General features: G+C 67.6%; 13 protein-coding genes. 9 read left to right on the plus strand and 4 right to left on the minus strand.

Annotated elements, in window-relative coordinates:
- Positions 1–178: 178 nt before the first annotated feature.
- Together ACZL02_RS12095 and ACZL02_RS12100 are read right to left on the minus strand one after the other, a co-directional pair.
- On the minus strand, positions 179–1,282 hold the full coding sequence (locus ACZL02_RS12095; protein WP_472939849.1) for a (5-formylfuran-3-yl)methyl phosphate synthase: 1,104 nt from the start codon (positions 1,280–1,282) through the stop codon (positions 179–181).
- A 14-nt stretch (positions 1,283–1,296) separates the two neighbouring features.
- Entirely contained in the window at positions 1,297–1,839 is a 543-nt protein-coding gene (locus tag ACZL02_RS12100; protein WP_472939850.1) for a DUF3280 domain-containing protein, read from the minus strand.
- A 136-nt stretch (positions 1,840–1,975) separates the two neighbouring features.
- Between ACZL02_RS12100 and ACZL02_RS12105 the strand changes: the two genes are divergently transcribed.
- The 3 genes from ACZL02_RS12105 to ACZL02_RS12115 all read left to right on the plus strand — a co-directional run bounded on the left by ACZL02_RS12105 (position 1,976) and on the right by ACZL02_RS12115 (position 5,446).
- Complete coding sequence (locus ACZL02_RS12105; protein ID WP_472939851.1) at positions 1,976–3,229, plus strand: lanthanide ABC transporter ABC transporter substrate-binding protein PedA1; 1,254 nt, start codon at positions 1,976–1,978, stop codon at positions 3,227–3,229.
- A 91-nt stretch (positions 3,230–3,320) separates the two neighbouring features.
- Complete coding sequence (locus tag ACZL02_RS12110; protein WP_472939852.1) at positions 3,321–4,817, plus strand: sensor histidine kinase; 1,497 nt, start codon at positions 3,321–3,323, stop codon at positions 4,815–4,817.
- On the plus strand, positions 4,814–5,446 hold the full coding sequence (locus ACZL02_RS12115; RefSeq protein WP_472939853.1) for a response regulator transcription factor: 633 nt from the start codon (positions 4,814–4,816) through the stop codon (positions 5,444–5,446). The genes ACZL02_RS12110 and ACZL02_RS12115 overlap by 4 nt, the downstream gene beginning before the upstream one ends.
- 193 nt (positions 5,447–5,639) lie before the next feature.
- Here ACZL02_RS12115 and ACZL02_RS12120 read toward each other — a convergent pair whose 3' ends face one another.
- Both ACZL02_RS12120 and ACZL02_RS12125 read right to left on the minus strand, forming a co-directional pair.
- Complete coding sequence (locus tag ACZL02_RS12120) at positions 5,640–6,050, minus strand: (R)-mandelonitrile lyase (protein ID WP_472939854.1); 411 nt, start codon at positions 6,048–6,050, stop codon at positions 5,640–5,642.
- Between the two features lie 4 nt (positions 6,051–6,054).
- The gene (locus ACZL02_RS12125) at positions 6,055–6,954 is read right to left on the minus strand and encodes an SDR family oxidoreductase (RefSeq protein ID WP_472939855.1); all 900 of its coding nucleotides are present in this window, start codon (positions 6,952–6,954) and stop codon (positions 6,055–6,057) included.
- 103 nt (positions 6,955–7,057) lie between these two features.
- On the opposite strand from ACZL02_RS12125, the gene ACZL02_RS12130 reads away from it, so the two are divergent.
- The 6 genes from ACZL02_RS12130 to ACZL02_RS12155 all read left to right on the plus strand — a co-directional run bounded on the left by ACZL02_RS12130 (position 7,058) and on the right by ACZL02_RS12155 (position 12,593).
- Positions 7,058–7,624: a TetR family transcriptional regulator gene (locus tag ACZL02_RS12130; protein ID WP_472939856.1), complete on the plus strand. Its 567-nt coding sequence runs from the start codon at positions 7,058–7,060 to the stop codon at positions 7,622–7,624.
- Between the two features lie 570 nt (positions 7,625–8,194).
- Entirely contained in the window at positions 8,195–9,178 is a 984-nt protein-coding gene (locus ACZL02_RS12135; protein WP_472939857.1) for a PQQ-dependent catabolism-associated beta-propeller protein, read from the plus strand.
- A 100-nt stretch (positions 9,179–9,278) separates the two neighbouring features.
- Positions 9,279–9,923 (plus strand): cupredoxin domain-containing protein, encoded by a 645-nt coding sequence (locus ACZL02_RS12140; protein ID WP_472939858.1) that lies wholly within the window; start codon positions 9,279–9,281, stop codon positions 9,921–9,923.
- 48 nt (positions 9,924–9,971) lie between these two features.
- Positions 9,972–10,781, plus strand: a complete 810-nt coding sequence (locus tag ACZL02_RS12145; protein ID WP_472939860.1) for a lanthanide ABC transporter ATP-binding protein PedB/LutE — start codon at positions 9,972–9,974, stop codon at positions 10,779–10,781.
- Complete coding sequence (locus tag ACZL02_RS12150; protein ID WP_472939861.1) at positions 10,778–11,629, plus strand: lanthanide ABC transporter permease protein PedC; 852 nt, start codon at positions 10,778–10,780, stop codon at positions 11,627–11,629. The genes ACZL02_RS12145 and ACZL02_RS12150 overlap by 4 nt, the downstream gene beginning before the upstream one ends.
- A 79-nt stretch (positions 11,630–11,708) precedes the next feature.
- The gene (locus ACZL02_RS12155) at positions 11,709–12,593 is read left to right on the plus strand and encodes a hypothetical protein (RefSeq protein WP_472939862.1); all 885 of its coding nucleotides are present in this window, start codon (positions 11,709–11,711) and stop codon (positions 12,591–12,593) included.
- Positions 12,594–12,877 lie beyond the last annotated feature (284 nt).

Genomic DNA, 12,877 nt, shown 5'->3' on the forward strand with positions numbered 1-12,877 from the left:
TGCGGCGCCCTGTTCACCGGCCGTGCGGTGGGGAGTACACGGCGGGATGATGTGCTGCGGCCGCGTTCGGATCGTGACCGCTCTCCGGCTATCATATGGCGGCATAAGGGCGGCTGGCAAAGGCTCATTCGGCAAGGCTTGCCCGTCAGCCATGCAGGTTTGCAGCCTGTCGGAGGATTCAGCTGCGCCTTCGCCGCCGGATCTCGATGCCGACGGCACCGGGCCCGAGCTGCAGCTTCTCCACCCTCACCATGACCGCGCGCACCCGCCGGTCGCCGAGAAGCGTCGCCGAAAGTTCTTCCGCCAGGGTCTCGACGAAGTCGGTATGGCCGGAGGCGACGAGGCTGCGGACGGCGTCCATGATGAGGTCGTAGGAGTAGATGTCGGCCATCTCGCCCGGCCGGACGGGTGCGCGGACGACGTCGGCCTCGACCGAGAAGCGCACCGTCTGCCGGCGGCCGCGCTCGAAGCCATAGGCGCCGATTTCCATCTCCTGCACGAAGTTGCGCACGAAGATCAGGTCGGTCTCGGCGCCCTCCAGTGCGTCGGTAGCGTCGTCGCGATCGTTGCCGCCCTGCTCGGCCTGCCGGCTTTCGGCGGTGATGAGGCTGCGCAGCGCCTCGATGCGGCCGAGATCGACCGCCGCCTCCCGCGCCCCGCCGGTCAGCGCCCGGCGAAAACCGAGATAGTCGGGCTGGAGCACGGCGAGCCGCGGCACGTCTGGGGCTTCCAGCGAACCGGCGAGCCCGCTGACGAGGCCGAGTGCCCGGCACCGGGCGGTGAAACCTGCCAGCGCGCCGGCCGCGATATGCTTCAGCAGGCCACCGCCGTCCTTGCCGAGCGTGTCGATCATCGCGCCGTGAAAGCCGGCGGCCTTCAGATCGTCGAGCAAGGCGAAATCCGGGTCGCCGTCGGCGAAGAACACCGAGATCAGCCGGATCTCCTCCGCCAGATCGGCGAGCCCCGCGATCACCGCCCGCCGTGCGGCTCGGGTAGAAGGGAACAGCCCGACCTTGACGAAGTCGGCTTCTCGGCGCGCGAGGACCGCGGCCCGCACGGCCTCCAGTTCCATCGGCAGATCGCCGGCGACGGCCGAGACCGGCCGGCGGCCGGCGATCTCGGCGATGGTCGCGGCGAGGATCTCGGGCGACACCGCCCCGAGCGCGCCCTTCGACGGGTCCTTGAGGTCGATGAAGTCGGCGCCTCCCGCCAGCGCGACGGCGGCCTCCTCCGGCCCCGTCACGCTCGCCAGCATCTTGATCTCGGCCGGCATCCTGCTCATCGCCGGCATCCGGCTCATGGATTGGTCTCGATCGCCTTGAACTGCTTCTTCAGCGTGTTCTTCCACAGCGCCTCCAGCCCCCTGCCCCACATCTCGTCGGTATTGCCGCGGATGTCGGCGCTGCCTTGCGCGACCAGCTTGCCGGTCGACACCTCGTGGCCGTAGGCGTTGATGTTGAGGATGAGGTTCGAGACCTTCTGCACGGTGCCGGTGATGACGATGTCGGCGCCGAGGTCCTTGCCGAGATCGAGGGCACATTTCTCGCACTTCGAGAACGGCCGGTCCTTGGGCTGGGCGGCCTTCTCGCCGATGTCGAGGACCTTCATGTCGGGCTCGGCCGCGATGTCGGCGCGCAGCCGCGGCGCCATGGTCACGAGACGGGCCGTCTGGGCCGGATTGACGCCGTTGATCTCCCCCTCGAGGCTGGTGTCGATCAGCTCGAACTCGAACACCGCCACCTTCTTCTCGGCGGCATCGGCCGGGCGGGACAGCGCGAGAGCCGGCAGCGCGGCAAGGCCGATCAACAGAACGGGAAAAAGTCCGACTTGTCTTCGCATGGCGTTTTTGCTCCTCATGCACGTCAATCGGCGCCCGCCGACCCATGACTTAGCGCCGTCAGGTCATGAGACAAAGATAAATCCTCCGCCGTCTCCGGCGAGAGGAAGGCCGGGCGCACATAGGGAGGAAGGCGCCATGCGCTGCCAGCCGAACCATATCCTCGCGCCCGTGCTGGGGGCAGTCGTCGGCCTCGGCCTGCTGGTCTCCGGCGCCGCAGCACAGCAAGCCGCGCCGCCGAAGCCCGCCGCGTCCTTCGCGCCGAAGGGCGTGGCGATGAAGACCTTGAAGATCGGCTTCCTCCGCACCTATGAGCGGGTGCTCGCGCTGTCGGTGCTCGACATCCCGCCGGCCGACGACGGCCTCGCCGGCGGCACGGTCGGCATCGCCGACAACAACACCACCGGCAGCTTCATGGGCCAGCATTTCGAGCTGGAGACGGTGACCTCCAAGCCCGGCGAGGACATCTCGCCCGCCGTCGACAAGATGCTCGCGGAGGGCGTGCACTACATCGTCACCGATCTCGGGCCCGAGGATACGCTGAAGGTCGCCGACAAGGCCGCGACCAAGGGCGCGATGGTGATCAATGCCGGCGCCGTCGACGATTCCCTGCGCGAGGAGAACTGCCGGCCCAACATGCTGCACACCGCGCCGACCCGCTCGATGCTGACCGATGGCCTCGCGCAGTACCTGATGTGGAAGCAGTGGCGGAACTGGGTGCTGATCTCCGGCAGCCACGAGACCGACAAGCGCTTTGCCGAGGCGATGAAGACCTCCGCCCGCAAGTTCGGCGGGACCATTCTCGAGGAGCGCGTCTTCGAGGACAAGGGCGGCGCGCGCTCCACCGATTCCGGCCAGGCGCTGGTGCAGCGGCAGATCCCGGTCTTCATGCAAGGCCTGCCGGATCACGACGTCGTCCTCGTCGCCGACGAGAGCCAGGTGTTCGGCAGCTACATCCCCTGGCACACCTGGGTGCCTCGCCCGGTCGCCGGCACCGCCGGGCTGGTGCCCGGCTCGTGGCATCCCGCCTCCGAGCAATGGGGCGGCGCGCAGATCCAGAACCGCTTCGAGAAGGCCATCGGCCGGCGCATGCTGCCGAAGGACATGCAGGTCTGGACCGCCGTGCGCGTCGTCGGCGAAGCGGCGTCCCGCACCCAGTCGCTCGAGCCGGAGAAGCTCGATGCCTTCATCAAGGGCCCCGACTTCACCGTCGCCGCCTTCAAGGGCCAGCGGCTGACCTTCCGCGACTGGAACTGGCAGCTGCGCCAGCCGATCCTCCTCGGCGACGAGACCTCGGTCGTCTCCAGCTCGCCGCAGGAAGGTTTTCTGCACCAGGGCTCGGAGCTCGATACGCTGGGCGTCGACAAGCCGGAGACCAAGTGCCGGTTCTGAGCCTTCGGGCGCTCACCCGGCGGCATTTGCCGGGCCCCGGCCGGCCAGCGTATAAGGTCCGGATCACGGGCCATCGGAAGGACAGGCGACGATGTCGCTGAGAGGACGGCTGGCGGCCACCATCGCGCTCCTGACGGTCGTCATCCTGATCGTCGGCGGGGTGATGAGCTACATCCGGGCGCAGCACCGCATCGCCGCCGAGATGGCCGCCGCGCGCAGCGTCGCGGCGAACGGCATCACCCGCCTGATCGCCGCGCTTCCGGGCTCCGCAGCGCCCCAGCGCGACCTCGAGAGCCTCGTGCGCACCTTCGACGGCGACCGCCACGTGCGGCTGCTGCTGATCGACGCGTTCGGCGGCGTCCGCCTGCAATCGCATCTGTCGCCGCCGGAGATATCGGTGCCCGCCGCCTTCGAGCGGGTGCTGGCGCCGCAGCGGATGAGCGACATGATCCCGCTGCCGCCGAACGCCGCGCCGGTGGTGGCGGCCATGCTGGTGGTGGTGCCGATCAACGAGATCGCCGAGGTCTGGACCGATCTGGTGCTCAATCTCGGCATGCTCGCGCTGTTCCTGGCGCTCGCCTTCGGCCTGGTCTTCCTCGTCGTCGGCCGCGCGCTGGCGCCGCTCGGCGACCTGACGCAGGCCTTCCGCCGCATCGGCCGCGGCGACTATGCCGCCCCGCTGCCGCTCTCCGGTCCACCGGAACTCGCAGCGCTCGCGGCCGGCTGCAACGACATGGCCGCCCGGCTCGGCGCCATGGCAAGGCAGAACGGCCGCCTGTCGGAACAGCTGCTGCGGCTGCAGGACGAGGAGCGCGCCGAGCTCGCGCGCAACCTCCACGACGACATCGGGCCGCTACTCTTCGCCATCGACGTCGACGCCGCCCACATCGCCGATACCGCGGCGAGCAGCGACGGCACGGATGCGCGGCACGAGCGGGCGACGGCGATCCGGCAGGCGGCCCGCCAGGCCCGGCTGGAGGTACGGCGCATCCTCGGCACCTTGCGCCCCGGGCTGATGCCCGGCATCGGCCTTGCCGGCACGCTCGGCCACCTCGTCGCCGCCGCCCGCCTCCGCCACCCGGACATCCTGTTCCGGCTCGAGGTCTGCGAGGAGGAGCTGGGCGCCGAGCTCGATGCCGTGCTCCACCGCGTCGTCGGCGAGGCCTTGGCCAATGCGCTGCGCCATGGCCGGCCGAGCACCATCAGCATCACCTTGCGAACGGCGGCAGACCGGGTTTCCTTCCGCATCGCCGACGATGGCGGCGGTTTTGGCGCAAAGGGCCCGACCGGGGGCTACGGGCTGATCGGCATGCGCGAGCGGGTCGAGGCTACAGGCGGCAGGCTCGACCTCGTCGAGATCGGCCTGCCCGCCGGCATCGCCGTCGCCGGCTTCCTGCCGCGCCCCGCCCGACGCGAAAAGCCTTCTCCCGGTGCGCTCGCCAGCGGGGCCGCCGATCGCACGAGCGCGAACGGGCCTCCTACCGCGAACGGACCCGCCACCGCGAACGGGCTCGCCCCCGTGAACCGGCCCGCCGGGGCGGTCGATCCCCGTCCGGCACCGGCCCCTGGCGCGAGGCAAGCCGCGTGAAAATCCTGATCGTCGACGACCACGTCATCGTCCGCGAAGGCGTGCGCCGCCTCGTCGCGGCCATTCCCGCCACCGAGATCGCCGAGGCCGAGACGCCGTTCGAGGCGCTCGCCGCCTTCCGCAAGACGCGGCCGGACGTCGTCGTCCTCGACATCAATCTGAAGGGCGGCAGCGGCCTCGACGTGCTCCGCCGGCTGCGCGCCGACGACCCGAACGCCCGCATCGTCGTGTTCTCGATGTATTCCGACCTCGTCTACGCCACCTCGGCGCAGCGCGAGGGCGCGCTCGGCTACGTCTCGAAGAGCGCCCCCTCGGACGAACTCCTCGCCGCCATCCGCAAGGCGGCGCGGGGCGAGCCCTACGTCGACACCGAAACCCTCGGCGACCTCGGCGCCGCCGCCACCCCCAATACCCGCAAACTGTCGACCCGCGAGCTGGAGATCCTGCACATGCTCGGCGACGGCAAGAGCCTCTCCGACATCGCCGACGGCCTCGGCGTCGCCTACAAGACCATCGCCAACACCTCGACCCGCATCAAGGAAAAGCTCGGCGTCGAAAGGACGTCGGACCTCATCCGCCTCGCCATCGAGACACGGGGTGGGCGGATGTTCGAGCGGGGGGATATTTGAAGAGCGTCAGGAAGTTGAACTTTAAACATAGCGGGCGGATGGCAGGTACCGCCCCTTCGTAGCCATCCGCGGGTCCCTTTCCTTTCAACCAGAGCAGACATGACGCCTGCCTTGCCGACAAGTTCTGCTCTCGTCGGAGGTGCCCACAGGATTGGGAAGTGGCGTACAGGCTAGTTGCCCTAAGTGGTAAGCGTCACAGCTTCGGCGCACCGAGGCTGTATTCCTCGTCAGACACCTCTCGGCCGAAATCGACGCCCGTTCCCCCATCGGTCTCGTGCAGAGCGACGTAGCTCATCGCCTTGGTCGGCGTCGCTCCTTCCCAGTGTCGAACCCCGGGCGGGAACCAGACGAGGTCGCCGGCGCGGATCTCGGCGACATCTTCTCCTTCGATCTGCGCCCAGCCAACCCCGCTTGTGACCACCAGCGTCTGGCCAAGCGGATTGACCTTCCATGGAGTGCGCGCCCCGGGGGCGAATGCAACCGTCGCACCCGCAAGGCGGCTCGGCAAATTGCGCCGGAAGTAGCCGGCGACGATGACGTCGCCCGTGAAGGTCGGCTCGGGAGCCTGCTGTGCGGACATCGTGGCGATGCGGTCGATCTGCATGGGATCAACTCCGGTCCGAGGAGAAGTAGTCTCCACGGGCGATGTCGGCGACGACGCCGACTTCTTGCGGCTGCCAGCCGAGCCCCTCGCGCGTGCGATCGCTCGATGCAACATCCGTGCTCCCGATCCATCGCGCGAGAGCCCCAAAGTGGCTTTCGGCTTCCTCTTCGGGCAGTGAAACGGTGGGCACGCCTGTCTGCCGGCCGATCGCCTCGGCAACGTCTTTGAAAGGCAAGCTCTCGGCGACCGCATGGTAGACCTCTCCACCTGCGGCGCGCTCCAGCGCCAGGCGATAGACCCGAGCCGCATCGAGCCGATGCACCGCCGACCATGGGTTCCGCCCCTCGCCGACAAAGGCGGAGGTGCCCTTTTCGCGTGCGAGCGTCGCCAGCATGGGAATGAAGCCGTGGCGCTCGCCGACGCCGTGGACGGAGCGCGCGGGACGAACGACGGAAGCCCGGACGCCGCGCTGAGCCAAGGCGAAAGCGGTCTGCTCGGACTCTCTGGGGTATTCCGGCATCACGGCTGGTCGGGCATCCTCCGTGAACGCTTGGCCCGAGGTGAGCAGCCCAAGCCCGCTGGTCACGACGAGCGGTCGGTCTGTGCCCTCCAGAACATCGCCAAATGCCAGGATTGCGTCGCGGTCCTCGCGGCCAAGCTTGGCATAGTCCGAGAAGTCCAGGCCGAAGGCGGTATGGATGATGCCGTCGGAGTCGCGAGCGACGGTCCGCAAGAGGTCGAGGTCGTCGAGCGATCCGACGATCGGGGTGGCGCCAACCGCGGCAAGCGCCTTACCCTTCTCAATCGACCGCACGAGGCCGGCAACGGCGTGTCCAGCTTTGATCAGTTCGGATGCGATGGCGGACCCCAGCCACCCATTGGCGCCGGTCAGGAATACGAGCATGTTGATCTCCTTGACGTAGGGTGGCAAAGCCAAGCATGCTCGGCTGTGTCAGTCACTGACATACGGGCTATGTCAGTGACTGACAAGAGCAATGGGGGTAGGTATGTCGAAGCCTTCGGAAGATGCGCGCACACGCCTTCAGGCTGCTGCGCTCGACCTCTTCGCGCGCGAGGGCTTCGAACGGGTCACGGCGGCGCAGATCGCCGCCCATGCCGGCGTCACCGAGAGAACGTTCTTTCGCTACTTCCCCGACAAGCGGGAGGTGCTGTTCGACGGGGAGGCCCTAGTGCGCGCGACGCTGGTCGAGGCGATCGGGTGCGCTCCGGAAAGACTGAGCCCGATCGAGGTTCTGCATTGGGCATTTCGCGAATTCGCGCCTGCTCTCGAGGCTAAACGCGCCTACGCCAAGCCGCGCCAGGATCTCATCATGGCAACGCCCGCCTTGCACGAACGTGAGTTGTCGAAGCTAGACGCTCTGTCGACTTCTCTTGCGGACGCGCTGTCGTCGCGCGGTGTCGAGAGGCGCGGCGCCGTGCTTTCGGCCAGGATCGGCTTGGCCGCCTTCGTGCAGGCGTCGCAGATTTGGATGGACGCCCCTGCAGACGGGCTTGCAGCCCACATCGAGACCGCGTTCGCAGAGCTCAAGACATTGCTGGCGTCTACGTCGTAGCCCTGATGCGGAGCGGCGTCCGTTTCTGCTCCCCTTGGCTCCAAAGGAGACGGTCCGAAAACCACCCAACCTCGCCGTCTTCTAACTCTGACCGAACGAAACGCTGGCGGCGGCTTCTCGGATCGCGATCTCATTCTCAACATCCCGGCCAAGGCTGAACGCCCCCCGTCTACCGACAACGGGAACTTGTCCCATGGCGCGGCGGGCAGGCCCTCGCTAGCGTCGTTGTTGCAAGGCAGGCTTTCCGTTCTCGCTCTCCCAAGGCGATCACCCGTCGGAAGGCATTTCGTGAACACTCCCGTGGCTCCGGTCTTTCCCAAGGAGCTGGAGCCCGGGAGCGGTTCAGGCCGTGCACGCCACCGGACGCACCCGTTTCCGCCTGCGCCGACATGTGCCGGAGGGACCGGGGAGCGACCCGCGACGAATAGACTAGGCGAGCGGCGGTCTTTGCGCTTGCCCTCAAGGGCGATCGCACCGACGATTGCCGGAAGGCGAAAGCCTGGGCAAAAGCCTGAAGGAAGAGCCGGGGAAAAACCCGGCAACGAGCTCCGAATGGGGCCGACGGGAGGAATGATGAGGACTTTCACCGCTGCGGCGTTTGCCGCCACGCTCCTGATGTCGGCATCGCCCGCCTTCGCCTACAAGGTCTTCGTGTCCAACGAGAAGGGCAACGACGTCACCGTGCTCGACGGCGAGACCAACGAAATCATCCACACCATCAAGGCCGGCCAGCGGCCGCGCGGCATCGTCACCAGCCCCGACGGCAAGAAGGTCTACGTCTGCGCCAGCGACGACGACACCATCGAGGTCTACGATACCACCACCTACGCGAAGATCGGCACGCTGCCCTCCGGCCCTGATCCCGAGCTGATGGTCGCCTCCCCCGACGGCACGCGGATGTATGTCGCCAACGAGGACGACAACCTCGTCACCGTGATCAACCTCGAGGACGGGACGCGCGTCGTCGAGATCCCGGTCGGCGTCGAGCCGGAGGGCATGGGCGTCTCGCCGGACGGCAACACCATCGTCAACACCTCCGAAACCACCAGCATGGCGCATTTCATCGACCGCGAGAGCCAGCAGATCGTCGCCAACGTGCTGGTCGATTCCCGCCCGCGCTTTGCCCAGTACAAGCATGACGGCTCGGAGATCTGGGTGTCGGCCGAGATCGGCGGCACGGTCAGCGTCATCGACAATGCCAGCAAGGAGATCACCCACAAGATCACCTTCGCCATCCCCGGCATCAATTCGGAATCGATCCAGCCGGTCGGCATCCGCATCACCAAGGACGGCAGCAAGGCCTACGTCGCGCTCGGCCCGGCCAACCGCGTGGCGGTGGTCGACACCAAGACCTACGAGGTCACCGACTATCTGCTCGTCGGCCAGCGGGTCTGGCAGCTCGCCTTCTCGCCCGATGACAAATACCTCTACACGACCAACGGCATCTCCAACGACATCTCGGTCGTCGACGTCGCCAGCGACGAGGTGATCAAGTCGGTGCAGGTCGGCCAGCAGCCCTGGGGCGTTGCCATCGCCGACGTCAAGGCACCCTGAGGCAAGGGCACGCTGAAGGCCAAAGGCTTTCGGCCTTCGCCAAGGCCCCGTCGCCACAGAGCGGCGGGACCCAAGAACAATGACACGGGAGGAAATTTTGATGAAACCAGTCTGGCTGTCGCTGATCGCGGCCTCGCTTGCCTTCGCGCCGATGACCCTGGCCCATGCCGGCATGGCCCATGCGGAGATGTCCCAAGCCGAGATGTCCCATGCCGGGAGCGGCAAGATGCTGCTCGCCCAGGCCGACGACGACGATGATGGCGACGACGATGCCGCCGCGCCTGCCGAGGCGGCCAAGGCCTCGCCGATGGCCCCGGCCGAGAAGCCGGGCAAGGGCATGCCCGCCAGCGCCCTCAACGCCAAGCAGCTCGGCCTGCCCGAGGTCTCGAAGTCCAGCCAGGACCTTCCCGAGATGATCCTCGGCTCCGCCGACAAGCCCTTCGTCACCAACCACAAGCATTTCGTGCTGCGGTCCGGCCAGGGCTATCGCTGGAAGATCACCTCCGCCGGCGATCTGGAATACAAGTTCCACGCCAACGACTTCTTCCGCAACGTCTGGTTCAACCAGATCGTCATTTCGGACCTCGAGGTCCACATGGCAGGCCCGCCCGCCTGGCTGGAATATGACGACAAGGGCACCATCGCCATCCAGTTCACCACCATCCGCCCCGGCGACTACGAATGGCACATCGAGGGCCTGGACGGCGCGCAGGACATGCAAGGCACGATCACCGTGATACCATGACGCGGGCAGCGTCCTTGAACCGCCGCATTCTCCGTTCGAAGAGGCCGCATGGGATCAACCGATCTGCGTGATCTGACAGGCACCGGAGCGCACGCCGCTCCGGCCCTCGACGTCGTCGGCGTCAGCCATTCCTACGGGAGCCGGCTGGCGCTCGGCGACGTCTCGTTTCGCGTGCCGCAAGGCAGCTTCACCGCGCTGCTCGGGCCGAACGGCGCCGGCAAGTCGACGCTGTTCTCGCTGATCACCCGGCTCTACAACACCCAGAAAGGCGAGATCTCGATCCTCGGCCGATCGCTCGCCAGCCAGCCGGGCGAAGCCTTGCGCCGTCTCGGCGTCGTCTTCCAGGCACGCACGCTCGACCTCGATCTCTCGATCCGCCAGAACCTTGCCTACCACGCCGCCTTGCATGGCCTGCCCGGCAAGGTCGCGCGCGCCCGGACCGCCGAGATCCTCGCCGGCAGCGATCTAGCCGACCGGCTCGGCGACAAGGCCCGCACCCTGTCCGGCGGCCAGCTGCGCCGGGTGGAGATCGTCCGCGCCTTCATGCACTCCCCCCGCCTGATCCTCCTCGACGAGCCGACCGTCGGCCTCGACATCGGCAGCCGTGCCGAGATCGTCGCCGAGGTCCGGCGCCTGGTGCGCCAGGAGGGCGTCAGCGTGCTCTGGGCGACGCACCTCATCGACGAGATCGAGGAGAGCGACCGCGTCGTCGTCCTCCACCACGGCAAGGTGCTGGCGGAGGGAAACGTCGCCGATATCGTCGAGGAACAAGGCGCCGCGACGGTGCGTGATGCTTTTGCCAGCCTCACCGGTCTCGTCCGCCTCGATGGCGCGACCGCCCCGGAGTTCCAGCCATGAGCACCATCGCCGAGCGCGCCGAGGCGGCGGACACACGCCGCGACGGCTTCACCGCCGGGCAGTACGCCATCTGCTTTGCCGGCATCGTCTGGCGCGAAGCCTTGCGCTTCCTGCACCAGCGCGAGCGCTTCATCTCGGCGCTGGTGCGGCCGCTGCTCTGGCTGTTCATCTTCGCCGCCGGCTTTCGCCAGGTGCTCGGCGTCTCGATCGTCGCGCCCTACCAGACCTACATCCTCTACGAGGTCTACATCACGCCGGGCCTGATCGGCATGATCCAGCTGTTCAACGGCATGCAGTCCTCGCTCTCGATGGTCTACGACCGCGAGACCGGCTCGATGAAAACGCTGCTGGTCAGCCCGCTGCCGCGCTGGTTCCTGCTGGTGTCGAAGCTGCTCGCCGGCGTGGCGGTCTCGATCGTCCAGGTCTACGTGTTCTTCGCCATCGCCTGGTTCTGGGAAGTTCGCCCGCCGGCGATTGGCTACCTCACGGTATTTCCGGCGCTGGTGCTCTCCGGGATGATGCTCGGCGCGCTCGGCATGCTGCTCTCCTCGCTGGTGCACCAGCTGGAGAATTTCGCGGGCGTCATGAACTTCGTGATCTTCCCGATGTATTTCGCCTCGTCGGCGCTCTACCCGCTCTGGCGTATCCTCGAGTCCAGCCCGGCACTCTACCGGCTCTGCCAGGCCAACCCGTTCACCCACGCCGTCGAACTCGTCCGTTTCGCGCTGTACGGACAGCTGAACTGGATGGCCTTCGGCATCGTTCTAGGGTGCACGGTGCTGTTTCTCGGCGGGGCGATCATCGCCTACGATCCGGCCCGTGGCCTGATCGGCCGTAAGCGGCAATAGCGGCAAGGCTCGGAAGGCCACGCACGATAGCCCGGGCCGACGGACCGGACATTTACGAAAACATCTTGGGAGGGATGACATGGCGAACACCAGGACAGCGGCAATGGCCGCCTGCCTCATCGCCCTGACCGGCGCGGGCCTCGCCGGCACGGCGTGGACGAGCCCGGCATGGGCGCAGGCCCCGGCGCCGCGCGAGGTGCCGAAAGGCTTCGTGCTGCCCGGCCCGGCCCCGACCAATGCGCCCGCCGGCACCGCGGCACCTGGAGCGGCCGCACCCGGCGCAGCGATGCCGGCACCCCCGCCGGGGACGACGGCCGGCGCCATGGCCTCGCCCGGCGCTGTCCCCCGCTCCTCCGGCAGCACTGTGGCGACGCAAAACTTCGTCCTGCCGAGCGCCGGCACAACCCAGCTTCTCGGCACTGGCACTGGCACTGGCAGCCGGCACCAGTGGCCTTGCGTCCAGCGCAAGATCGACCATGTCGACGCCGGCCAGGTCTGGCCGGGTCCGCCGCTCGAGGCGGCCGCGGACGTGCCGCGCACCGATGCCATGCGCCAGCTCGTCGCGACCGTCGCCGCGCGCCGCCTGCCCCTGCCGGAGGCCGAGAAGACCGCCGTCGATTTCGTCAAAGCCCTGCCGGCCGACCAGCGTGCGCCCGCAGCCTCCGCGGCTTTCACCGAATTGCTCAAGCTGATGAACGACGAGCGCAGCCAGATCATGCGCGGCATCGAGCGCTACGGCGCGCACCAGCAAGCGCTGGCCGACAAGCTGCGGCAGGAGAACGCCGCGCTCAGCGACCTCCGCACCACGGGCGATGCCAAGGCTGCCGATGCCCAGCAGGCGATCCTCTGGGATACCCGCGTCTTCGAGGAGCGCCGGCGGTCGCTGACTTATGTCTGTGAAGTGCCGACGCTGATCGAACAGCGCCTGTTCGCGCTCGGTCGGGCGATGAGTGGCGCGCTATAGGGCTGGAGGTGGAAGGGACGGCGATGTCGCGTTGGACCCGCTGCAAATCGATTACGATTCCCAGTCCGGGGTGCGATCTCGAGAAATTCTATGACGACGATTCAATCACGGTCGTCATCCCGGGCTTGACCCGGGATCCATTCCAAACCGCCGAACAAGCGGGGTAAGGGGCGACCTTCCCTTATGTTCTGAGATGGACCAAATCGGACGTGCTGAGGAATGGATCCCAGCGAAACCTTCGGTTTCGCCGAGATCAAGTCCGGGATGACGAAGCTTAGAGGTTG

Source organism: Mesocryomonas fontinalis, from assembly GCF_055730125.2.